This window comes from Sphingobacterium puteale (assembly GCF_050986225.1).
In the GTDB taxonomy this organism is placed as follows: domain Bacteria; phylum Bacteroidota; class Bacteroidia; order Sphingobacteriales; family Sphingobacteriaceae; genus Sphingobacterium; species Sphingobacterium puteale.
Genome location: NZ_CP158959.1, coordinates 3,065,476 through 3,089,587, shown reverse-complemented (window position 1 = coordinate 3,089,587; position 24,112 = coordinate 3,065,476). Strand labels below are relative to the sequence as shown.

The following is a 24,112-nucleotide window of genomic DNA, read 5'->3' as shown; positions in this document are numbered from 1 at the left end:
ATCACGAAAGAAAACATCAGATGACCTGATGTATTAATTTATGAAAACAGAATCTTTAAAAGCGGATGGTTCTTGGAATAGTTCCCAGACAGTCTACCCTATCTTGTTTGCAATTAGCATTTCCCATTTGTTGAATGATCTTATTCAATCGGTTATTCCGGCTGTTTATCCCTTACTAAAGTCTAATTATGCGCTTAGTTTTACCCAAATTGGTATTATTACCTTAGTGTTTCAGCTTACAGCTTCCATTCTGCAGCCTTTTGTCGGACTTTATACCGACAAAAACCCCACGCCAAGATCACTAGCTATTGGAATGTTGTTTTCCCTGGCCGGTTTACTTTGTATTGCCTTCGCCTCCAGTTTTATTTATATCCTGCTTTCAGTGAGCCTGATCGGGATGGGCTCCTCAATTTTTCATCCCGAGGCCTCCCGTGTTGCCCATTTGGCTTCCGGCGGCAAAAAGGGATTGGCGCAGTCAATCTTCCAGGTGGGCGGCAATGCCGGTGGTGCGATCGGGCCGCTTCTTGCCGCCCTGATTGTTATCCCCTTTGGTCAACAATATATCGGTGTTTTTGGTGTATTGGCAGTTTTAGCTATCTTAATCCTTACCTATGTGGGAAATTGGTATCAATTGCACCTTAGACCGAAATCTACTGTGGCGACACATGGCAATGCACAGATAAAGTCGAACTTTTCCAAATCCAAAATTATCTTTGCGCTGATTATCTTGCTGATTCTCATATTTTCAAAGTATTTCTACATGGCCTCCATGACCAGCTACTTTACATTTTATCTGATCGATAAGTTTGGTATTAGTGTACAAGAATCTCAAATTTATCTTTTTGTTTTTCTGGCATCGGTTGCGGTCGGAACAATACTCGGCGGCCCCCTGGGCGATCGTTATGGGCGCAAACTGATTATTTGGATTTCAATACTTGGTGCCGCACCTTTTACGTTGCTTTTACCACATGTAGGGCTGACCTTGACCTTGCTACTGTCTGTTATGATCGGACTGATTATATCTTCTGCTTTTTCCGCTATCCTGGTATACGCAACGGAATTGATCCCCGGCAAAGTAGGTATGATCGCAGGGCTCTTCTTTGGACTTGCCTTTGGAATGGGTGGAATAGGCTCCGCCCTTCTGGGATGGCTGGCCGATAAGACCTCCATTGAACATGTGTTCAATATCTGTGCTTACCTTCCCTTAATCGGTGTTGCAACAGGGTTATTACCCAACATTGAACGTCAGAAAAAGGCGCAATAAAAAAAGCAGCTCTCCGGGACTTTTGGAGAGCTACTTTTCATGATCTTTAGTATCCGGGATTCTGGATGAGTTTTGTATTTCTATTTATTTCGTCGCGATGTAGCGATGTAAAATACATCTTATCGTTCCAGCTTCTATTTTCAATTCCGGGATCAATATTGCTAACAACGTAATTGTAGGTATAATTGCTTGGATCGTATTTATACAGTGTTACTTTTTTGTTGTCTTTCAGTGTGCCGGTGATATTGATGATATTGGCTTTACGCCCAATCGTTTCGGCAGCTATCATCCAGCGTCTTGCATCAAAAAAACGATGTTCTTCATAAGCCAGCTCTATCCTGCGTTCATTGCGATAGCGATTTTTAAGCGCGGCTCCTGTTTCTTCAATTGCAGGCATTCCTGCTCTGAACCGAATTTTATTTAACCAGGCTTTTGCTTCCGCCTCTTCCCCCAATTCAATACAAGCCTCCACGTAGTTTAGTACAGCTTCAGTATAACGTAACATGGGCCAAGGGACACGCTGCCTTGTATTCTGATCTTCCTGAGCAGGATCGGGATCAACAAACTTACGCATATAATATCCTGTTCTTGAGCCATTCCAATCCTCAACGGGGCTTTTTCTGGTATCTAAACCAAAATGGGTGACTTTAGCCCCTTCCGCATTGATAATTTCATATTGACCGGTTTGGATCTGGTTAACGGGATCTCTTTTTGTCACATCTGCTGGCCTTGGCTTCCAGTCAGCACCGTCATATAAAATTGTGGCTTTCAGTCTCGGATCACGATTTTGATAAGGAGCCGCCGCCATGGCAGCGTTTGACCAGTCAAACTTTTTACCGTCATTCGTCTCGTAATCATCTACGAGCAATTGTATTGGCGTATTACCCGCCCAGTTATGATATCCGTTGGGTCCGTTGTCACGTCCTACCCAGCCGCCGCGTTCGTCTTTTTCGTCAACAAAATAACGGCCTAAGATCATGTCCCTTGCAGCTACGGCATCTGCCATTTTACTTCCACCGCCGAGGGATAGGGCCATATAGTTTGCTGTACCTTCTTCGGCAGAAACTGCGGACGTCAAATCCAGTTTATAGGCAAAATCGGCCCGGTTCAAAACAGCTTTTGCCGCTTCCTTTGCTTTTGTCCAACGTTCGGTCTGGCTGCCACTGGTGTACATCAAATATTCTGGTTTTGTGTAAGCTTTTAAGAGCGCAGATTTGGCCCCCGCCTTATTGGCGTCGTGGAGGTCACTCGCTGCATATAATAGCACACGCGATTTTAATGCTAGGGCAGCGGTTTCACTCGCGCGTCCTTTAGCAGCCTTTGAATCTTTTAAAAGAAGGCTTGCGCTGTCCAGATCATTGACGATGGCATCAACACACTCGGCATAGCTATTTCTCGGCACCATATAATCTTTATCATTCAAGGTATAGATCTTATTATCTATCGGTATACCGCCATAGAAACGTAGGAGCTGCTGATAGTAGTATCCGCGTAGGAAATATGCTTCTCCCAGTAATTTATTTGCCTTTTCCTGATCAAACTTGGCCTGTTTCAAATTTGAGATTGCAATATTCGTGGCGCGAATACGCACATACATTCGTCCATATTCATAGGTATCCATGATACGTCCCTGATCTGCTGGATTGGATCGTGACTCGGTTACGGTATTAATGCCGCGATTGGGATGCGTGAACAAAGCCTCATCTGTCATGGATGCCATTTCTTCTTCATAGAAACCGCCAACACCAAAGCCATTGTAGATATCGACGACGAAGGCCTCAGACAGTCCTGCGTCGGACCATACCAATTCATTGGGAACCTCACTCAGCGGCTTTGTATTCACAAAATCGTCATTACAGGCTTGGAAACCAGTCGATAACACAAGCAAGAGCAGAGATATATTTGCAATTTTTTTCATTTTATTATCTGATTTATATTTCTGAGAATAAGTTTTCATAGGCCTTTCGTTATTTTGGTAACTCGCATATACAGCGAGATTACACTGTAGCCCCTTTTTTATCTTCATCTTCTTTAGCATTTAAAAGGATAGTAACACGCCTGCATTAATTAACCTAGCCTGCGGATAATACTGTCCTAATGCATTTACCGCTTCTGGATCATACATCTTGATCTTGCTCCAGGTGATTAAATTCATACCATTTGCATAGACACGCAATGATCCGATACCGATTTTATCGCAGATCGTCGAGGGTAGGTTGTAACCTAATTCCACATTTTTTAGACGTAGATAATCCGTACTCCGCATCCAATAGGTATTGTTATACGAGTAATATTGGTTACTGCGATCCGTTAGTCGTGGATATACGCTACTCGGATTAGTTATGCTCCAACGCTTATCGTAGAATTCCTCAAGAAAATTACCGATAGAGCCCGATTCATCTGTACCGACGCGGATTTCTCCACCCGTTGCTCCCTGGAATAAAACGGACAAATCAAAATCTTTATAGCTCAAGCTGAAATTGAATCCGCCCTGAAATGTTGGGTCACTATTTTTGTCTCTTCTGACTTTATCATCTGGCGTAATTTTTCCGTCACCATTAACATCCTTATATCTCATGTCTCCGGGGCGCAAATCACCATTTTTTCGTTTTTCGGCCCCAACAATAGCACTATAGTCTAATTTATCATTGTTGATATCATTTACATCGCTAAATACGCCATCATAGATATAGTAGATATCTGTTTTGATCGGTTTGCCCGTGCTTTGTTGCCATGCCGGAGCACCTGGCGCCTCATCCCAGAATATAATTTTGTTCTTCGCATATCCGCCGTTAACACCAACCGTATACCCGAGTTCCCCGGCCTTACCTTTATAACCCAGATTAAATTCCCAGCCCTTGTTATCCACTTTACCAATATTTTCTGCCGGGAGAGTCATACCAGTACTCTGTGGAACAGAAGCATTTTTCCTCCATAAAATGGAGTTCCTGCGGTTTTTGAAGAGATCAAACTCCAGATTTAATTTGCCCTGTAAGAATTGAAAATCGAAACCTAAGTTATAATTATTGGCAACCTCCCAAGTGACCATTTCATTTGGCACACGGCTTTCAAAGAGTGTTTTAGCCAGTTTATCGTCCACAATATAGGTTCCGAATGAATAGGTTGAAAAATATTGATACTCCTGTAATTTATCTTCCCAATAAATATTGTCGTTCCCCATTTGACCATAGGATGCACGAATTTTGAAGTAATTGATGACAGGAATGTTTTCTTTCCAGAAGTTCTCTTCAGATACGACCCAGCCGGCCATTGCGCCAGGGAAAAATCCGAAGCGTTCACTCTCCGGGAACATATAAGAGCCATCATAGCGCCAAAGAAACTCGGCAATATATTTGCTTTTGTAATTATATCCAAAACGACCAAAATAATTCAGGCGCGCGCGCTTCCATGCTGTCCCATCGTTATTTTTCTCTTGCTCTCCCCCCGCAAAAAGGTAATCGATACTGTTCGATAAAAAGTAACGTCTATAGGCGCTAAACTTATCGTTGTCAATAGTTTCCCGGTTTACACCTGCGATCGCATTCACTTGATGATCTCCAAATTTTCGGTCAAAACTTAAAATACCGCCTAACAGGATATTGAGTTGATCTTCGTTGCTTTGGTTTAGGTTCGGATCCGCAGGACCACGTCGACCGGCCTGTAACAAAGGTGTTTTACCGTCGGCTTCATAGCCTCCCGGCCAGGAATATAAAGTCCAGGGTGTCCCCCATGTTTTTTGATTTTTCACATATTTGTCCACGGAGGCATTTAAGGTTAGCTTAAGGCCGTCGACCCAGGGATTTGTAATATCTACCTGTCCATTTGTCTGGAAGTAATAGCGCTTGTCGTGATCGTACCCAGTGGCATTTGTCGTAATAACGACAGGGTTTTCGCCGTTCTCGATATCAGGTCCGGGTTTACCGTTTGGCCAAATTGCAGGTTGCGTCGGATTTCCGCGCATCAGCATCCGAAAGATCGTACCTGCACTTTTAGTTGGATAATTACGGTTTTCCTGCCTACCTAATACGCCGAATTGGGTTTTGATATACTGACTTATATTGGCGTCCAAGTTGATCCGTAAATCATACTGTTTGTAACCGGTTGCAGAATTTTTGTAATAAGCATCTTGATTTTGGTACCCCAATGACAAAAGGTATTTCACATCCTCAGTACCGCCATTGACCTGGAGATTATGACGTTGCTGGGGAGACCAATCTTTCAATGTGGATTTATACCAGTCTGTATTCGGATGCCCCCAAGGATCTGAACCATCTTTAAATTTTTTAATATCATCCGGTTTGAAAGGTGCTCCCAGAACAGTTCCATCCTTTTTTGTGTAGGATCCTGTCTCATTTAGGGCATTCAATCCAGCTGACCACTCATCTACTGGAAGGTTGTAGATCTCAAGTTCGTTACGGATTTCAGCAAATTGTGTCGCATCCGTCAATTTAGGAATCACCGTTGGTTGGGAATACCCTTGGTTAAAGGTATAAGAAAACTGCGGTTTACCAGTTTTTCCCCGACGTGTGGTCACAAGAATAACACCATTGGCTGCTCTTGCACCATAAATCGCCGCTGAAGCATCTTTTAGGACAGAGATATTCTCGATATCCCTGGGGTTAAGTCGCTCAATCCCACCTTCACGGGCCGGTACGCCATCAATAACTATGAGCGGACTACTATTCCCCAAGGTGTTTGTACCACGGATCTTGATCGTGGACCCATCGTTTCCGGGCTCAGCACTACCATTGGTAGCAATAACCCCCGGTATTCTTCCGGTCATTGCATTGGAAATGTTCAGTGCCGGTGATTGAGCGAGATCACTCCCTTTCACGGTAGCCACAGCTCCCGTTACTGTTTCTTTCCGTTGTTTGCCGTAACCGACCACAACGACTTCATCGAGACTTGACTGGGAGTTTAGAAGTGTTACATCTATGGCTCTTCGTCCATTGACCACTTCGTCCATCGCCTGTTTACCGACCATTCTAAAATTGACCGTGCCATTGGCTGGAACTTTGTCCAATTTGTAACGACCTTCATTGTCCGTCTTGGTGACTAAATTAGTTCCATTGACTGACACGGTAACACCTGATATTGGCGATCCTCCTTCATCCCGTACGACCCCAGTAACACTTAATTCCTGTTGAAAGAGATTTCCATAATGCGCAAAGCTCGCGGCGTCTACAGAGTGAGGACTTAGTGCTACTAAAGAGCACAACGAGCCAGTCCAAAACGCTCTCTTCCATTGATTTGAGAAATAATGGCAATTAATCATAAAAACTGTTTAATGGTTTAAATTGTATGTTTATTAGTTATTTATTTGCTTTTACAAGACACTCGGTTTAGAATCTTATCAAAGGCGGTTTATAATTGAATTTTTAATGATATGAAAATACAAAAATAAATAAACAAAGCAAGTGTTATTTTCACACAATTAACAAGAATAAGTGTAAATAATTGTTTAATAGATAATTACTCTAAAAAAGCACCTTAAACTCTCGCTTTTTTATTCTTTCAATGTTACAATGCCAAGGCAGTTCCAAACATAAGAAACGCGCTAATAAATTATATCCGGAAGTATTTGACAAAATATCGTCCTAATACATGAAATGACAATATTTTACTCAGAATAGAACTGTTATATTCTGAAAATACCAAGCCATTTATTTTAATTATTATGATGACATAATTATATGGAAATACGTGATTTTACGATAAAGGTTTTTTTATTTCATAATTTTAATAGCAATAGTAGCAATAATATAGAAATATAGGTTTCCAAAACAAAACATCATAACAATGAATATTCAAATCAGACAAGAAAGCAAAGTCGATTATCAGTCAGTTTTTGAGCTTATTCGGAAAGCGTTTGAACATGAAGAATATAGTGACCATCAAGAGCAATTTCTCGTCGAAAGATTACGTCTGTCGAGCGGATTCATTCCGGAGCTTGCCTTAGTGGCAGAAATTCATGGTAAAATCGTTGGCTATATCTTACTGACAAAAATCAAAATTTGCAATGAAGCAAAAAAACGAGAGTATCCTTCTCTTGCTTTGGCGCCGATTGCGGTGTTGCCGGAGTTTAAAGGAAGGGGAATTGGGGGTAGATTAATCGCGGAAGCGCATCGAATCGCTACAGAACTTGATTTTGGATCCATTATTCTATTGGGCCATGCCAGTTATTATCCAAAGTTTGGCTATGTGAGAATGGCCAAATATGGTATTAAAATGCCATTTGAGGTTCCAAATGAACATTGTATGGTCATAGAACTCCGCCAACAGGCATTAGCCGGAGTACAAGGAACAGTCGTGTATCCAAAAGAATTCGGAATAGCCTAAAAAATGGCCGACAGAATGTGTTCGCAATAGTCGACCATTTTATTTTAATATTTAATTGGATAATCTTGCATAAATTCAAATTGATACCCATCTTTTTTAAGTGCATCTATCAAGGCCGACAACTCCTGCTGTCCCTTTTTTGTCTGGAACATATCATCATGCATTAAAAACACCACATTATTAGGAACCATCGAACTCTTATTGTTCATAAAGTTATGGATATGGGATAATGTCGCTTCCTGAGGTTGAACAGGAACTCCAGTAATACTGTTCAAACGCCATTCTACATCCCAACCAAAAATACGATAACCATTTTTGTGAAGCATATCAGCCGTTGTAGAGCCATTTTTCAGATCTATCTTTCGGACATCATCGTACATCCAAATATTTCTGCCCGGGAGTCTAACAATTTTATGCTTAAGGTTAAGATCCTTTTCATTTTTTTCAAAATCAGCAAATGCCTTTTCCGCATTGTTATAAAATCTTGAATATTGATTATTTGCATGTGTATAGCTGTGGTTATAACAAGCAATCAAGGGATTATTTTCGTATTTTTCAAGATCCCGCTTTCTACCTTTGCTCATATTGGCATGTTTGCCAATTAAAAATACGCTTACTTTTATATTTTTCTCTTTTGCCAACGAATCAATGGCTGCACTTCCGATCAAAGGACCATCATCAAATGTCAGATAGATATGTTTCGGATGAGCATCAAAAGCTCTCCGCAACGAATCCTTCAGATTACGCTTTTGTTGCTTTACAGAGATAGGGTGCAAACTATCAACTACAAAATGTAGCTGATTTCTTTGGAGAGAATCCCATTTGTTCAACAGAACGGGCACTTTTTCCTTGTGGATCAATTTTTCATTTAGCGTATCCCTATCGCCTTCTTTGCCACTGCCCAATACTTTATTTGAGAAATCTTTACATGACACTGAACATAAGGTCACACTACCCATGAACAATGCAATCAACAACCTTCTACACTTCATAATAACTTAAGTGATTTTTTACGTTTCAAAAATACCATAAAAAGCCACTCTAAAAGTATAATATTTCATAAATCCCTATTTTCCGTGATAATCAGCTACAAAAACGATTAAATTATTTGTCTTAAAGGTTTATTAAACCTATACTGACACCGTTAAAATGGTCCCTCAGCTTTGCCTTCACAAAGTATTATTTCTTCTTAAAGATTAGAGCCCTGTTATATTCGAAATTCATTCGGGCAATGTTTAGCACAGATATCCCCTGTGGACATTCAACCTCGCAAGCTTCGGTATTGGAACAGTGGCCAAAAGATTCGGCATCCATTTGCCTGACCATATTCAGTACACGTTGACTTCTCTCTTCCTTTCCCTGCGGGAGCAACGCCATGTGCGTAATCTTTGCTGAGGTAAACAGGGCTGCACTCCCATTTTTGCAGGTTGCGACACATGCACCACATCCGATACATGCCGCTGAATCAAAAGCTTCTTCTGCCAGTTCATGTGAAATAGGAATAACCGTAGCATCGGGCGCCTGGCCCGTATTGATGGATATAAACCCACCAAGAGAAATAATTCGGTCAAAAGCGGATCGATCCACTTTCAGGTCTTTTTTTACCGGAAACGCCGACGAGCGAAAAGGCTCAATCACAATGGTGTCATTATCCTTGAACGAACGCAGATGCAACTGACAAGTCGTCGTATGTTGCAACGGACCGTGTGCGATACCGTTAATCATTACACCACATTGGCCACAGACCCCTTCCCTGCAGTCATGGTCAAATTCAACAGGCTCCTCTCCATTGACAATTAGCTTCTCATTCAATGTGTCCAGCATTTCAAGAAAAGACATATGTGGGTTAAGCCCCTGTAGATCATAGGCTACGAGCTTACCTGCTGATTGATTATCTTTCTGCCGCCAAATTTTAAGATGTAGATCCATAATTGTTCATTTTATTTGTAGCTTCTTACTGTAGGTTGTATTTCCTCAAAAGTCAATGGTTCTTTGATCAGTTCGGGCTCCTCCCCGTCTCCTTTCCATGCCCAGGCAGATATGAATTGGAAATCAGCATCATTTCGCAAAGCTTCTCCATCTGCTGTTTGGTATTCCTCTCTAAAATGGGCACCGCAGGATTCCTTACGGGTCAATGCATCATAACACATTAATTCACCTATTTCAAAATAGTCTGCGACACGTCCGGCTTTCTCCAATTCAGTATTTAATGAATCTGGCTGACCACTGACTATGACATTGTCATAAAATTCTTGTTTAAGCTTCCTGATTTCTGCTATTGCATATTGAAGCCCCTGTTCACTCCGGGCCAGACCACAATAGTCATACAGCAGTTTGCCCAGTATCTTATGAAAATGATCAACAGTCTTATTCCCTTTAATCTGCAACAATTCTTCAATCTGTCTTTTAACGGCGAGTTCAGCCTTTTCAAATTCTATATGATCTGTAGAAATCTCTCCGGTGTGAATTTCATTCGACAAATAATTGGCGATTGTATAAGGTGCAATAAAATAACCGTCCACCGAGGCCTGAAGCAACGAGTTTGCCCCTAGACGATTGGCGCCATGATCAGCAAAATTAGCCTCACCCAGCGCAAATAGTCCCGGCAAAGTCGTCATCAGTTCATAATCCACCCAGAGTCCACCCATCGAAAAATGGGCCGAGGGTGAAATCATCATCGGTTCGGAATACGCATCATAACCTGTTATCTTATGATACATATCAAAGAGATTACCATATTTTTCCGCAATTTTATGTTTCCCCTGTTCCTTGATTGCTTTAGCAAAGTCAAGGTAAACGGCATTCTTTAAAGGACCTATTCCAAAGCCTGCATCAATCCGTTCCTTGGCGGCTCTCGATGATATATCCCTGGGAGCGAGATTGCCAAATGCAGGGTATCTACGCTCCAGATAATAGTCTCTATCTTCTTCGGGAATATCATTTGGCGCCCTTTTTTCATCCAGTTTTAACGGCACCCAAATGCGTCCATCATTACGTAAGGATTCTGACATCAGAGTCAACTTGGATTGATAATCCCCCGATTGTGGCAAGGAAGTCGGGTGAACCTGAATCCAGCTCGGGGATGCCATCAATGCACCTTTTTTATGTGCCCGCCAAATTGCCGATCCATTGCAGCCCATTGCGAGTGTGGATAAATAATAGATTTTACCGTATCCACCAGTAGCGAGTATAACCGCATGGGCAGCATGTCGTTCAATCACTCCGGTATCTAAATCACGAACAATAATACCGCGCGCCTTCCCGTCGATGACAACAACATCCAGCATTTCGTGGCGGGAAAATAACTGAACAGCCTTTTTACCTACCTGCCGCATCAATGCCTGATAGGCTCCCAATAGCAGTTGCTGTCCTGTCTGCCCCCGTGCATAGAATGTGCGGCTCACTTGGACACCACCAAAAGAGCGGTTATTCAGATAACCGCCATATTCACGTCCAAAGGGAACACCCTGCGCCACGGCTTGGTCTATCAGATTTAAGGAACATTCTGCCATTCGATAGACGTTAGCCTCACGGGCACGAAAATCGCCCCCCTTTAAGGTGTCCACAAACATTCGATAGATACTGTCGCCGTCATTCTTATAATTTTTTGCAGCGTTGACTCCGCCCTGGGCCGCCACGGAATGGGCCCTTCGGGGACTATCCTGAAAACAGAATGATTTGACCCGGTAGCCCATTTCGCCAAGAGATGCAGCGATCGAACTTCCCGCTAATCCCGTTCCCACAACAATGACATCCAATTTTTTTCGGTTCGCTGGGTTTACAAGCTTTGCCGTTTTTTTATAGCGTGTCCATTTTTCTTCCAAAGGTCCCGCTGGTATTTTTGAGTTTAAAATCATGTCTTCGCCTTTAGTTAACAGTAAAAAATATATAAATTGGCATCAATGCAAAACCAATGCTGATAATAATGGAATAAGTAATCCCAATTGCTTTAAACCAACGGACAAATTTTGGATGATACAGGCCCAGGGTCCGCACCGCGCTATGAATTCCATGGATAAGATGATAACATAGGGCCACCATTGATAAGACGTAGATAAGTACGTACCACCATTGTTGAAACACCGCAATAACCAATATATAGAGGTCCTTATTTCCTTTTGCATCCAATGGCGGAGCGCCAAACTTATATACATACCAGAAGTTCTGGAAATGGATCACCAAAAAAATAAGAATAAGTGTCCCCAGAATCCCCATGTTCCGCGAGTACCATTTGCTCGCTCGTCCACGACCGTCTGACTGATAGGTACTGGCCGCTTTCCTATTCTTTATCGTGATGACCAATCCGTCAATAGCATGCAGTATAATACTCAAATAAAGCACATAGGAAACTATTTTTATCAGGATGTTTCCCGACAAAAAATGTGAATACGCATTAAATTGTAAATGCGCTTGCTCCCGGGGTAAAAATAATTGCAGGTTTCCTAAAAAATGGATCAGCAAAAAGAAGGCGAGAAATAACCCCGTTAAACACATGAGCATCTTCTTTGATAAGGTCGATAGCATAAGCTTTTTTCTTTAATAATAACCAATGACTTTCATCCATAATCCTCCTATGCCCATATAGATAATAAGTAGGACGATTCCGATTTCAAGTCCACGCAACCACCAGGACTTGAGATCAACATAACCGCTACCAAAGAATACCGGTGCAGGCCCGTGCCCGTAATGTGTTAATACGCCGTATATGGACCCGAGGAACCCAAGCATCATGGCCAATAACATGGGTGGAATACCTAATGATACCCCAACGCCTAACAAAGCTGCATACATTGCAGCGACATGGGCTGTAGCACTCGCAAAGATGTAATGGCTAAAGAAGTACACCAAAATAATTACCGGAAAAGCAACTTGCCAGCTCAGCCCTCCAATCTGTACCTTGATCAAATCACTAAACCAGCCGATAAATCCAAGTTCATTAAGCGAGCTGGCCATCATCACCAAAACGGCAAACCAGACAATTGTATCCCAGGCCCCTTTCTCCGCCTTTACATCCTCCCAAGTCAGTACCGAAGTCAGCAAGAGCAAAGTCAGGCCGATAAATGCGGTTGTGGTCGCATCAATAGATAGTGATCCGCCGAAAATCCAAAGCACTAGGAGAATAAAAAATGCCAATAACATCAACCATTCATTTCTGGATATTGGTCCCATTTCCCTTAATTTTTCTGCGGCCATTTTAGGTGCATCGCCCGTCTTTTTTAGCTCCGGTGGATAGAGTTTATAGAGTACCAGTGGAACAACAAAAAAGGCTACTATTCCAGGAATAAATCCAGCTACAGCCCAAGACATCCAGGTAATGTCAATTCCAAGATTGGCGGCAAACTTCTGACACATTGGGTTACTCGCCGTTCCGGTTAAAAACATAGAGGATGCAATCAAATTCATGTAGTAGCTGTTCAATGTCAGATAGGAACCTAATTTTCGATGCGTCTCAGGTTTATCAGGTACAGAATCGAAGCTAATGGCCATGGATTTCATAATCGGATAAATGATTCCACCCCCTCTGGCCGTATTGCTGGGTATCGCAGGGGCCAAACATACATCTGCCAACCCCAAACCATAAGCCAGTCCAAGCGAACTTTTTCCAAATACACGAATAAAAAGAAATGCGATACGATTCCCCAAACCCGTTTTGATAAAACCTCTCGCAATGAAAAAAGAAATTCCGATCAGCCAAATAACTTTGTCTCCAAAACCGGTCAGTGCTTTGGTAATCGATTTACCGGCATCTCCCGGCGCGAGTACTTGCGTCAGTGCCGTGAAAGCGATTGCCATCATGCACATGGTACCCATTGGCGCTGCCTTCAGAATGATACCGAGTATCGTAGCAGCAAATATGGCAAACAGGTGCCAAGCTTCAGGACTAACGCCCTTCGGGACTGGAATAAACCACAAAATGAGCGCAACAATAAAGGTGATGGCAACATTTCTGATACTAATTTCTTTCATAAGAATTGCGATTTAAAAGATTAGAATCTACTTTGTACTTGAACAATAAATAAATTTCTATTGTATTCATTGGTATTCGGAGTCTGCTTTCTATAGCGGTCGAGCTGCAGACCGAGCTGTATCCGGGCACCGTAATTTTTTAAAAACTCTAGACCAAACATGGGTGTATACGTCTGCCTTCCATTTGCATTTAATTTATAGTTTGGGTCAATATATTCGTAACGACAGGAAAGCTCAAATGCACTGAGATTGTAATAGTTAACCTCGTACCTTAAATTGGGAAGGAAGTAGATACCCCGAACGAGATAATCACTTAGCTTTGATGTCCGCGCTTCCTCATTCTGCGTATAGTATAAGTTATGATTTATGGCCTGTTTCGCTTCCAGTTGCATATCTAGGTTCCATCGCTTTCCAAAATCCACATTCCCGCTCAGATCTATTCCCAGTGCATGAACCTGCTTTTTCATGACCTCACCAATCCCGCCATTTAACCCGAGATTGACGCTATATTTTTTTGAAAGCCCGAATACCAGACGTGTTGAATATTGTTTTCCGTTATCATTATCAGCGACTTGATTTTTACCGTTTCCATTGACAACGGAAAGGGAATAACTGAATGGCATATCTCCTAAATTAACTTCCCCTGTTGCGGCCATCCCGATCTGAAAACTTGCCCAGCCCAACTTGCCAAATTCAAGATATTGATTTGACCAATCCAAGGATTTTATAATATCTATCGGATAGGTCTCTTCAATGCCAAACCAAGGTCGGAATTGACCAACTGTAATGGCCAGCTTAGGGCTAAAAGTATATTTTAGGTAAGCGTTTTCAAGTACCTTGGTTTTTGGGTCGCTTTTAAAATCAGCTAGGTTGGCAAGCACAGCCACTTCAGTGCGCTTGCTAATCTGCGCACGCATCTGCACCCGCATATACTTTACCATAAAATTATTGTCTGTCCCTGTGCCATCGCTGTGATGAAGCCCATTGACATCGACATCTTTCGTTGTGCTCACAAGATACCGTGCCTGAAAAAGTCCCTTGATCTGCAGTTTAGGATAGGTTACCTCTCCTTTGCTTTGCTGTAAAGAATCTTTTTTTGCCGGCTCAACCGACCCCGGCTCCTGCCCATGGACAGTTGTATGGAGCAATAAACACAAGACAAAAATTGGAATATAAAATTTCCTCATATCTAAAATAATTAGCTATTCACTGGTAGCCCAGCACACTTTTCAATGTCAATAATGTATATTAATTATTCTTGCTCTATTAACATATGAATGAATGAATGGTTTTAAATTTTTAATAAAATTTATAACTCAAAGAAAATGATTGCAAATTATATTGGGAAAGGAGTAAATTCCCCGTTTTTGTGTATTTTCACGGTGGATGTAAAATGGATGCTAAATTCTAAACCACGGTCAATATAACCTTAAAGATTTTCATGAATTGGCGGCATCCTGTTGAATAAATTTTAGAATCAATAAATCATATGAAAGAACAATTAATCAGAAAATGCCGTATCTGTCTACTATTAATTATCTGTGGATTTTTAGTCCCTGTTTCCAAAGCCGCAGAGCACGAGAAACCGGCAATGTTTTGGACCTGGCTTGATTATAATCCAAACATAAATTTTGACTCGATCTGTAGGGAGATGAATTATTTGGGAATAGATGGGGTTATGCTAAATGCAGCAAGTCCTGATGAATATCGCGTTGCAATTCCAATTGCAAAAAAATATGGCATACAGGTAATTGCATGGTTGTGGACTATGAACCTGGAACATGATCGCGATAAAATTCTAAAAGAACATCCAGATTGGTTCAGTGTCAATAGAAATGGAAAGAGCCTGGCTGATACCACCGCCTATGTAGGTTACTATAAATTTCTTTCGCCCGTGGTACCAGAAGTTAAAGACTACATTAAACAAAAAATTCAGTCTTATTGTGAAGTTGAAGGTTTAGCAGGAATATCCATAGATTATAACCGCTATGTCGATGTTGTATTGCCGACGACGCTATGGCCAAAGTACAATATCGTCCAAGATCGCGAATATGCCGCGTGGGACTATGGATACCATCCAATTGCGATAGAAAAATTCAAAAAGCAATACGGTTATGATCCAAGAGCTCAAAAAGATCCTTCAAAAGACTTAAAATGGAGGCAGTTTCGTTGCGATCAGATCACTGAAATGGCTAATATGATTGCGGATGTTGTACATGCGTACGGAAAGACAATGGCCGCCTCTCCTTTTCCTACTCCCAAAATGGCTTCAAGAATGGTTCGCCAAGATTGGGGGAAATGGAATCTAGATCTTGTATTTCCTATGGTCTATAGTAACTTTTACACCGAAGATCCAAGCTTCATAAAAGATTGTACCTTGGAAAATGTGCGGGATAAAGCAAACCATACCACCCTTTATTGTGGTTTAATGGCTAAAAACAATGATGAAATGTTTGTCGATATGGATGAGGCATTGAACAATGGTGCCCAGGGTATTTCTATTTTCACCATACATAGTCTTCAAGATCCAAAAATTAAGGAGCGTTTTAGAGCCTATACAGCAGCTGCGAAATTAAAAAAAGAAAAAAATAACGGTACTTTATCTCCAATTCAGGGGCATAAAGTTGAGAACGATCCTTTCAGAAAAGTCGGTATTATGAAATTGATCACGCAAAAAATTCAGGACATGGTAAAGGCTGAAAATCCGGCTGCCCGTCCCGTAGCGTTGTCAAAATACAAACAGGTTGACAACTATGATGTAACAAAAAAATATCTTGTGAAGGATAAGGTCAGTAAAAAGAATTTCTATGTCACCTTCTTCTTCTATGGCGACATTCTTTCAGGCTGGAATGTTGATCCTGTACCGCCGAATAGCTAAAAATAGGCCTACTTTGCTAACTTTGGGATTTCATAAAAAGATTGAAGACATGAATAAAACTTTTGGTTTGATAACAGCGCTGTTTGTCCTGAGCTATACAGGCGTGACAGGCCCCTGCCTTGCGCAACGAACAGCGACTGAATCGACAGTACGGGATACGACAACCTTAGATCAAGCAACTTTAAATACCATTCTCGAAAAGAACCGTCTATATTATAAACAAGGAAAAGTTGCAGATTATATACCCGAACTGGGCAAAACAAATGCGCAATCCCTCGCACTTTCAGTTGTCAATAGCAATGGTACCGTCGTCAGCGCCGGAGATATCCGGCAGAAATTTACAATCCAGAGTATATCGAAGATCATCGCGCTGATGATTGCGGTCCGGGAAAATGGCGAAGAAAATGTTTTTGATAAAATGGGTTATTTTGGTACAGATAAGCCTTTCAATCATTTTGGCAATCTAGAGACAATGGGAAAACCGCTTAATCCGATGATGAATTCGGGTGCCATACTGACCACAGCTCTTATTAAAGGAAAGGGTGAGGAACCATTTATTAAAATCCTTAATATGATCCGTTTCATCACAAACAATGAATATATTGATTATAGCCATGCTGTGTATAACTCAGAACGGGAAACGGGGCATCGAAATCGCGGTATGTTCTATATCATGCGAAACAATGGCTTAATTGATGGCGAAGGAGAAGAAAAACTCAATAACTATTTTAAACAATGTTCGATCGAAATCACCGCCGAAGATCTGGCCAAAATAGGTTATTTTTTTGCCAATCACTGCGTTCGTTATGATGGAAACCGACAATATCGGAACCCCAATCTATCCCAGCTAATTCAGTCACAGATGTTAATTGCAGGCATGTACGAATTCAGTGGTGAATATGCACGTACGGTTGGCTTGCCTAGTAAATCCGGTGTCGGTGGCGGAATCACGGTCAGTGTCCCCGGTAAAATGGGGATAGGTGCCTTTAGTCCCGCTTTAGACCAGCATGGCAATTCGCTTGCAGGTTACCGCATGATCCTTGATCTGGTAAAAACCATGCAACTCAGTCTTTTTGATTAAAAGATTAATATCTGTTAATTAACCCTTTATAAAACCGAATTCCTATTTCACTTGTTTATTCCTCGGCCGACATAGCTATATGAAGGCTAAGGAAATATTAAATACCAAAAATTAAACCAATGGTCAGAACAGAAACAATAATCGCTGTGGAAAGTGTTCCAGCAAGTTCATTATTTTATCAGAAACTACTGGGCTGCAACAGCGCACATGGTGGCGAGACTTTTGAGATACTAACAGTCGATAACCATGTCATTTTATGCCTTCACAAATGGGGTGAACACGCACACCCTACACTACTCCAACCCAAAAATGCCGGAAATGGTCTCATCTTATTCTTTCGGGTAGCCAATCTCCAGGAGGTATTTGAAAATGCCACCAAACTCGATGCTACTTTCGAAAAGGAAATTCATTACAATGAAAACTCCCTAAAAAATCAGTTTATTCTTCGGGATCCGGACAACTATTACCTGATGATATCTGAATAAGAAGATTTGTCCGTGAATAATTCTTATCGACGAAGATGCTAAATGCGGCTTTGACTGGCTTTCTTAAACCAGTTTAAGTTTATTATTCAATCTTTCCTTCAACTTTGTCGTATAAAAATATAACACAATGACAGCACGATTAAATATTGCAAAAGTAGACGCCACAGCGTACAAAGCAATGATGGGTTTAGAAACCTATCTTACCGGGACTTTTTTAACTCCTATCCAAAAAGAGCTTATTAAGATAAGGGCATCGCAAATTAATGGATGTGCTTTTTGCCTGGATATGCATACAAAGGACGCATTAAAATATGGTGAAACTCCACAACGGATATTTTTGCTGAACGCTTGGCGCGAAACCGAATTGTTCAATACCGAAGAACAGGTCTTATTGGAGATGACAGAGGAAATCACATTAATTCATCAAGAGGGCTTAACGGAACAAACCTATCAGAAAGCAAAGAATCTTTTTGATGAAAAACAAATTGCACAGATCATCATCGCTATTATTACGATCAATGCCTGGAACAGAATCGGAATAAGCACACACTTAGAATTATTGAAATAGCGAATAACCCCGTGTAAACATACAAGACATTGACAAAAAAAAGTATTTAGAACGCATTCAAATGTGCTCTAAATACCTTTTTTATTTTTCTTGAAGACAAACCGAATTAACGGCGGCTCATCAGAATACGCAAGATATACCAAAACAGCAACATAATCGAAGAAAATAGCTGCAATGCTGCTCCGACATATTGCTCATTGCCATAGTTATATTTTAGATTTTGTGTCTGGTATAAGATGCTACCGGAAGCGATCAAAACCATGAATACAGAAAACCACAGCCCTAGTTGAAATCCAAATATTGCACCGGCGACAATTGCACCTAAAGCCAGGAAGCCCCCAATAACAAGGATGTTTTTCAGAAAAGAAAAATCCTTATTTGACATAAAGGCCACTGCTGTCAGCGCTGTAAACAGGGCAACAGTCATGATACTTGCCTGATAAAGCATACTCGCTCCATCAGTCATCGCTGCAGCAATGAAAATCATCGGCAGGAAAATAATTGCCTCCAACACGATGTAGAATGCCAGACCCATATACTGAGTCTGTCGGCTTTGGGCTAAGGTCCATCTGGAAGAAAGCGATGCTCCCAGCCAGAAACAACCAAGTAGAAATAACCAGATAAACTTTCCACTGACCATCCATACGATAAAATCATAAGGCACTAATTTTATCAAAAGACTTTCTAAAACGATAAATGCCAAAATGGAAAGGGCAACATGAAGATATGTTTTCTTATAGAAAACGCCCCTTTCGGCCTCATCGTTAACAAGTAAATATTCTTGTGATTCCATAAAACAAATAAAATAAGATACATTAATTTAAATTAAAAATAAGCATTAATTCTATTTTTGCAAGAAATAACTTTAGTGGTGAGGACAAAAAAAGAACCCCGCCTAGCGGGGTCCATTCAAACAAACAACTTATTTCCAGCCTCCTCCCAAATCTTTGTAGACATTGACCACAGCATTCAGCTGTTGCTTCTTAGTTTCTATTAATTCAAGTTTTGAATCCAGTACGTCACGTTGTGTCATCAGCACTTCCATATAGTCGGCACGTGCCGATTTAAATAGATCACCTGAAACGGCAACCGAATTATTGAGCACCTCAACTTCTTTGGTCTTAAAATCATAACTCTTTCCAAGATTCTCGATATTGGATAGTTGTGTGGATACTTCGAGATAGGCATTTAGAATCGTCTTCTCGTAGTTATAGACCGCTTGTATCTGTTTTGCATTTGCGGTATTGAATTCTGCTTTCAGCCCATTTTTGTTCAACAGCGGCGCTGCCAGCTCACCTATAATATTGTACAACATGGATTCGGGCATTTTAAATAGGTAGGACGGTTTAAAAGCTTGCAAGCCAAGGGCAGCCGATATCTCCAGAGATGGGTAAAACTCTTTTCTTGCAATCTGTACGTCCAATTTAGCAGCCACCAATTCATATTCTGCCTCACGAATATCAGGTCTATTGCTCAACAATTGACTCGGTATCCCTGCTTGTACTTTGGCCGGTACCATATCTACGAAACTGCTTTTATCACGCTTTATCTCCTGCGGGAAACGTCCTAAAAGGAAATTGATCCGGTTTTCCGTTTCTTTAATCTGTTGCCGTGTCTCGAATTCCATGCCCTTAGTTTTCAATACTTCGGCCTGAAATTTCTGAACAGCAAGTTCCGTTACACGTGCCGCTTGCTTCTGTAGTTTGATTACTTCCAGCGCATTGTCCTGCACCTCGATATTTTGTTTGATGATCGTCAGTTGGTTATCTAACGCCAACAGTTCATAATAAGAGCGGGCAACCTCTGCAATAAGGCTGCTCAGAACAAAGTTTTTACCTTCGACTGTCGCAAGATAACGGTTCAATGCTGCCTGTTCGGAATCTTTTAGCTTCTTCCAGACGTCAATCTCCCAGCTGGCATAAGCCCCTATCGTTAAATCACCCAGTGGATCGGGCATTTCCTTGCCGGGCGTTATCTCTGTGCTGGCATCACCTGCCCCTTGACTGGTATACCGGCCGACTTTTTCCACCCCCCCACCGGCGCGCAAACCTATACTTGGTTTCAATGCTCCTTTTCGCAATAAGATATCGTTTTTGGCGATTGCCAATTCCTGCAAAGTCACATTTAACTCCTGATTATTTTTTAATGCGGTGTCAATTAAGGTGACTAAATTGGGATCGCTGAAAAAATCGCGCCATTTCACGCTCGCCGAATTCATTGTATCCAGTGCCGATGCTTCGGCAAATTGTTGTGGCACCTGCTTATTTTCTTGAATCTGTGTCGCTTTAGGGACTTTACAGCCGGTCACCGCCGCTGACAAAAGAACTCCTATCACGAAGTGTTTATATTTTTGATTAGCCATTGTTATCGATTTCTTCTGTTAATGGATTTTCATCCTCATGTTTGATGAGCTTGCGTTTGGAAGCAATTGTTCCAAAAACAAAGTAAAGCCCCGGTATGACAAGGATACCAAACACAGTTCCGAATAACATACCTCCTGCTGCTGCCGTACCGATCGTCCGGTTGCCGATCGCTCCTGGTCCGGAGGCCAACACCAATGGAATCAAACCTGCAATAAATGCAAACGATGTCATTAAGATAGGTCTAAACCTTACTTTGGCACCCTCCAATGCCGCTTCGATAATACTTAGCCCCTGCGCATGCCGCTGTGTGGCAAATTCAACGATTAAGACGGCATTCTTACCGAGCAAACCAATGAGCATAACCAAGGCTACCTGAGCGTAAATATTATTCTCCAGTCCAAGGACCTTCAACAGGAAAAATGCACCGAAAATACCAATTGGCAAGGAAAGCAATACCGCAAACGGCATGATAAAGCTTTCATACTGTGCCGATAAAATAAGGTAGACAAAGCCCAAACAGATCAGAAAGATATAAATAGCCTGGTTACCCCGCCCCACCTGGTCTTTGGAGATACCGGCCCAATCTATGCCATAGCCCTGTGGTAAGCTTTTAGCAGCAACTTCGTTGATTACCTGAATCGCTTCGCCACTGCTATATCCCGGGGCAGCAGAACCCGAAATCTCGGAGGCCATGTACATATTATGCCGTGTGATCTCAGAGAGTCCATATACCTTTTCCATATGCATAAATGCGGAGAAAGGTACCATCTCATCCTTGTTATTTTTCACATATAATTTCAAGATATCTTCAGGAAGAGCTCTATACTGTGGCAACGCCTGCACCATGACCTTATATTGTCGGTCATATTTAATAAAGTTGGTTTCGTAGTTACTGCCCACCAAGGTCGAGAGTGTATTCAGTGCATTATCAATCGTAACACCTTTTAATTGAGCCATATCATTGTCAATATGAAGCATATATTGTGGAAAGCTCGCACTATAAAAGGTAAAAACAGAGGATAGCTCAGGTCGTTTATTCAATTCCCGGACAAAATCCTTACTCACGGTCTCCATTTTCTTGTAGTCACCAGAGCCGGCTTTATCCAAAAGCCGCAATTCAAATCCTCCGGCGGCACCATAGCCCGGTACTGCTGGTGGCTGAAAAAATTCAATGGAAGCACCGGGAATATTTTTTGCGGCGTTTTCCAGCTGTTCGATAATTTCCTGTGAGGATTCCTTACGCTCCTCCCAGCTTTTTAGATTGATCAGACAAGTTCCGGTATTGGCTCCGGTTCCCTCAGTTAATATCTCATAACCTGCCAACGAAGAAACGGACTGTACACCATCAATACCCTCCGCTTCCTTCTGCAAGGTTTGAGCGGCCAAATTTGTCCGCTCTAAAGTCGAACCTGGCGGCGTTTGGATAATAGCATAAATCATTCCTTGATCTTCATTTGGAATAAAACCTGCCGGTACGGCATTATTTAAAAAATAAGCTCCGATACAGAATCCGATCAACACCACAAAAGTAAAGAGACGCCTGTCGACAATGCCTTTCAGCAAGAAGACATATTTGTTTGACATTTTATCGAACATGCGATTGAAGGCGTCCAAAAAGTTGTCCACAACGCTTTTTTTGCGTGCCTTTCCATGGTTGTTCTTTAACATAATGGCACAGAGTGCAGGCGTCAGCGTCAGAGCTACTATACCCGATAAGATAATAGAAGTCGCCATTGTAATGGAAAACTGGCGATAAAATATACCGACAGGTCCAGACATAAAAGCAACGGGTATAAATACTGCCGCCATTAAGAAGGTTATCGCAATGATCGCTCCACTGATTTCGTGCATCGCTTTCTTCGTCGCCTGATAAGCGGAAATATGCAATTCCTCCATCTTGGCGTGTACCGCCTCGATAACGACAATAGCATCATCAACCACCACGCCAATGGCCAATACAAGGGCAAACAGAGTAATCAAGTTGATTGTTATACCAAAAAATTGCATAAAAAGAAACGATCCTACTAAGGAAACCGGCACCGCAATAGTCGGAATCAATGTGGAGCGCCAATCCCCCAAAAATAGGAAGACAACGATCGCCACCAAAATAAATGCTTCAACTAGGGTATGAATAACCTTTTCCATTGAGGCGTCCAAAAATTTAGAGACATCATAACTGATCTCATAGTCCAGTCCCTTTGGAAATGAGCTTTTCAGTTCTTTCATTTTGTCTTTAACATCCTGGATAACCTGAGAAGCATTACTGCCATAGGATTGCTTCAGCACGATTGCAGCAGACGGTTTTCCATTTAAGGTTGAATAGATATCATACATTGCCGAACCGAATTTGATGTCCGCAATGTCCCTCAGACGCAACATTTCACCGTTGGCATTTGTACGCAATACGATATTGCCGTAGCCTTCTGTCGTGGTAAAACGTCCGGGATATTTCAGCACATATTCAAAGGACTGTGACGTAATACCCGATGATTCCCCGGCCTTACCCGGAGATGCCTCCAAGCTTTGTTCTGAAAGAGCTTTCATTACCTCCTCCGCTGAAATTTTATATGCTGTCATACGATCAGGTTTCAACCAGATCCGCATGGCCAATTCCCGTGTTCCGAGAATATTTGCCACACCAACGCCATCGACACGCCGCAGCTCAGAAACGATGTTCATATCCGCGTAGTTGTACATAAAATTTCCATCGAGATCTTTATCCTTACTAAACAGGTTGATATACATCAACATATTGGATTCTTCCCGTGTAATCTTTACCCCTTCACGGACAACAATGGGGGGAAGTTTATTGACAACAGAAGCCACACGGTTCTGTACGTTCAAAGATGCTTGATTTGGATCCGTGCCCAGGTTGAACACCACCTGTATGCTAGCCTCGCCGTCGTTACCGGCGTCTGAAGCCATGTATTTCATTCCGGGAACACCATTTATGGCACGTTCAAGTGGAATGATCACTGATTTGATCATCAATTCCCCATTCGCCCCCGGGTATTCCGCTGTAATATTTACTTTAGGTGGCGATATGGACGGAAACTGAGTTACTGGAAGTTGTACCATTGAAAGAATCCCCAGAAACACAATGATCAGTGATATGACGATCGAAAGTACAGGTCTATTTATAAAACGACTAAACATGTTATTTAAGA

The 24,112-nt window shown here is 41.8% G+C and carries 17 protein-coding genes; 6 read left to right on the top strand and 11 right to left on the bottom strand.

What is annotated here, in order from left to right; genetic code table 11:
* The first annotated feature begins 40 nt into the window (after positions 1–40).
* Positions 41–1,264 carry an MFS transporter gene (locus ABTV71_RS12945; RefSeq protein WP_121124710.1) on the top strand — a complete coding sequence of 408 codons (1,224 nt, stop codon included), beginning with the start codon at positions 41–43 and terminating at the stop codon, positions 1,262–1,264.
* Positions 1,265–1,310: 46 nt separating this feature from the next.
* Here ABTV71_RS12945 and ABTV71_RS12940 read toward each other — a convergent pair whose 3' ends face one another.
* Both ABTV71_RS12940 and ABTV71_RS12935 read right to left on the bottom strand, forming a co-directional pair.
* The gene (locus tag ABTV71_RS12940; RefSeq protein ID WP_121124884.1) at positions 1,311–3,182 is read right to left on the bottom strand and encodes a RagB/SusD family nutrient uptake outer membrane protein; all 1,872 of its coding nucleotides are present in this window, start codon (positions 3,180–3,182) and stop codon (positions 1,311–1,313) included.
* 120 nt (positions 3,183–3,302) lie between these two features.
* Entirely contained in the window at positions 3,303–6,539 is a 3,237-nt protein-coding gene (locus ABTV71_RS12935; RefSeq protein ID WP_121124709.1) for a SusC/RagA family TonB-linked outer membrane protein, read from the bottom strand.
* A 524-nt stretch (positions 6,540–7,063) separates the two neighbouring features.
* Here ABTV71_RS12935 and ABTV71_RS12930 point away from each other — a divergent pair.
* Complete coding sequence (locus ABTV71_RS12930) at positions 7,064–7,603, top strand: GNAT family N-acetyltransferase (RefSeq protein WP_433903433.1); 540 nt, start codon at positions 7,064–7,066, stop codon at positions 7,601–7,603.
* A 44-nt stretch (positions 7,604–7,647) separates the two neighbouring features.
* Here ABTV71_RS12930 and ABTV71_RS12925 read toward each other — a convergent pair whose 3' ends face one another.
* The 6 genes from ABTV71_RS12925 to ABTV71_RS12900 form a co-directional block, all read right to left on the bottom strand.
* Positions 7,648–8,595, bottom strand: a complete 948-nt coding sequence (locus ABTV71_RS12925; RefSeq protein WP_245971341.1) for a polysaccharide deacetylase family protein — start codon at positions 8,593–8,595, stop codon at positions 7,648–7,650.
* 187 nt (positions 8,596–8,782) lie between these two features.
* Positions 8,783–9,532 carry a succinate dehydrogenase/fumarate reductase iron-sulfur subunit gene (locus ABTV71_RS12920; protein WP_433903432.1) on the bottom strand — a complete coding sequence of 250 codons (750 nt, stop codon included), beginning with the start codon at positions 9,530–9,532 and terminating at the stop codon, positions 8,783–8,785.
* Positions 9,533–9,543: 11 nt separating this feature from the next.
* Positions 9,544–11,460 carry a fumarate reductase/succinate dehydrogenase flavoprotein subunit gene (locus ABTV71_RS12915; protein WP_433903431.1) on the bottom strand — a complete coding sequence of 639 codons (1,917 nt, stop codon included), beginning with the start codon at positions 11,458–11,460 and terminating at the stop codon, positions 9,544–9,546.
* A 10-nt stretch (positions 11,461–11,470) separates the two neighbouring features.
* A complete protein-coding gene (locus tag ABTV71_RS12910; RefSeq protein ID WP_121124705.1) occupies positions 11,471–12,127 on the bottom strand; it encodes a succinate dehydrogenase cytochrome b subunit in 657 nt (218 codons plus the stop codon).
* Between the two features lie 12 nt (positions 12,128–12,139).
* Positions 12,140–13,570, bottom strand: a complete 1,431-nt coding sequence (locus tag ABTV71_RS12905; RefSeq protein WP_121124704.1) for an anion permease — start codon at positions 13,568–13,570, stop codon at positions 12,140–12,142.
* A 20-nt stretch (positions 13,571–13,590) separates the two neighbouring features.
* On the bottom strand, positions 13,591–14,757 hold the full coding sequence (locus ABTV71_RS12900; RefSeq protein WP_433903430.1) for a porin: 1,167 nt from the start codon (positions 14,755–14,757) through the stop codon (positions 13,591–13,593).
* A gap of 302 nt (positions 14,758–15,059) precedes the next feature.
* Between ABTV71_RS12900 and ABTV71_RS12895 the strand changes: the two genes are divergently transcribed.
* The 4 genes from ABTV71_RS12895 (at position 15,060) to ABTV71_RS12880 (ending at position 18,582) form a co-directional block, all read left to right on the top strand.
* Entirely contained in the window at positions 15,060–16,448 is a 1,389-nt protein-coding gene (locus ABTV71_RS12895; protein WP_121124702.1) for a family 10 glycosylhydrolase, read from the top strand.
* 49 nt (positions 16,449–16,497) lie between these two features.
* Positions 16,498–17,529 carry a glutaminase A gene (glsA, locus tag ABTV71_RS12890; protein WP_433903429.1) on the top strand — a complete coding sequence of 344 codons (1,032 nt, stop codon included), beginning with the start codon at positions 16,498–16,500 and terminating at the stop codon, positions 17,527–17,529.
* Between the two features lie 119 nt (positions 17,530–17,648).
* Positions 17,649–18,014 carry a VOC family protein gene (locus ABTV71_RS12885; RefSeq protein ID WP_121124700.1) on the top strand — a complete coding sequence of 122 codons (366 nt, stop codon included), beginning with the start codon at positions 17,649–17,651 and terminating at the stop codon, positions 18,012–18,014.
* Positions 18,015–18,141: 127 nt separating this feature from the next.
* Positions 18,142–18,582 carry a carboxymuconolactone decarboxylase family protein gene (locus tag ABTV71_RS12880; protein ID WP_121124699.1) on the top strand — a complete coding sequence of 147 codons (441 nt, stop codon included), beginning with the start codon at positions 18,142–18,144 and terminating at the stop codon, positions 18,580–18,582.
* A gap of 106 nt (positions 18,583–18,688) precedes the next feature.
* Here the strand turns inward: ABTV71_RS12880 and ABTV71_RS12875 are convergent, their stop codons facing one another.
* The 3 genes from ABTV71_RS12875 to ABTV71_RS12865 all read right to left on the bottom strand — a co-directional run bounded on the left by ABTV71_RS12875 (position 18,689) and on the right by ABTV71_RS12865 (position 24,101).
* Positions 18,689–19,375 carry a Bax inhibitor-1/YccA family protein gene (locus tag ABTV71_RS12875; RefSeq protein ID WP_121124698.1) on the bottom strand — a complete coding sequence of 229 codons (687 nt, stop codon included), beginning with the start codon at positions 19,373–19,375 and terminating at the stop codon, positions 18,689–18,691.
* A 129-nt stretch (positions 19,376–19,504) separates the two neighbouring features.
* The gene (locus ABTV71_RS12870) at positions 19,505–20,944 is read right to left on the bottom strand and encodes a TolC family protein (RefSeq protein WP_433903428.1); all 1,440 of its coding nucleotides are present in this window, start codon (positions 20,942–20,944) and stop codon (positions 19,505–19,507) included.
* Positions 20,937–24,101 (bottom strand): efflux RND transporter permease subunit, encoded by a 3,165-nt coding sequence (locus ABTV71_RS12865; protein WP_433903427.1) that lies wholly within the window; start codon positions 24,099–24,101, stop codon positions 20,937–20,939. The genes ABTV71_RS12870 and ABTV71_RS12865 overlap by 8 nt, the downstream gene beginning before the upstream one ends.
* Positions 24,102–24,112: the final 11 nt, after the last annotated feature.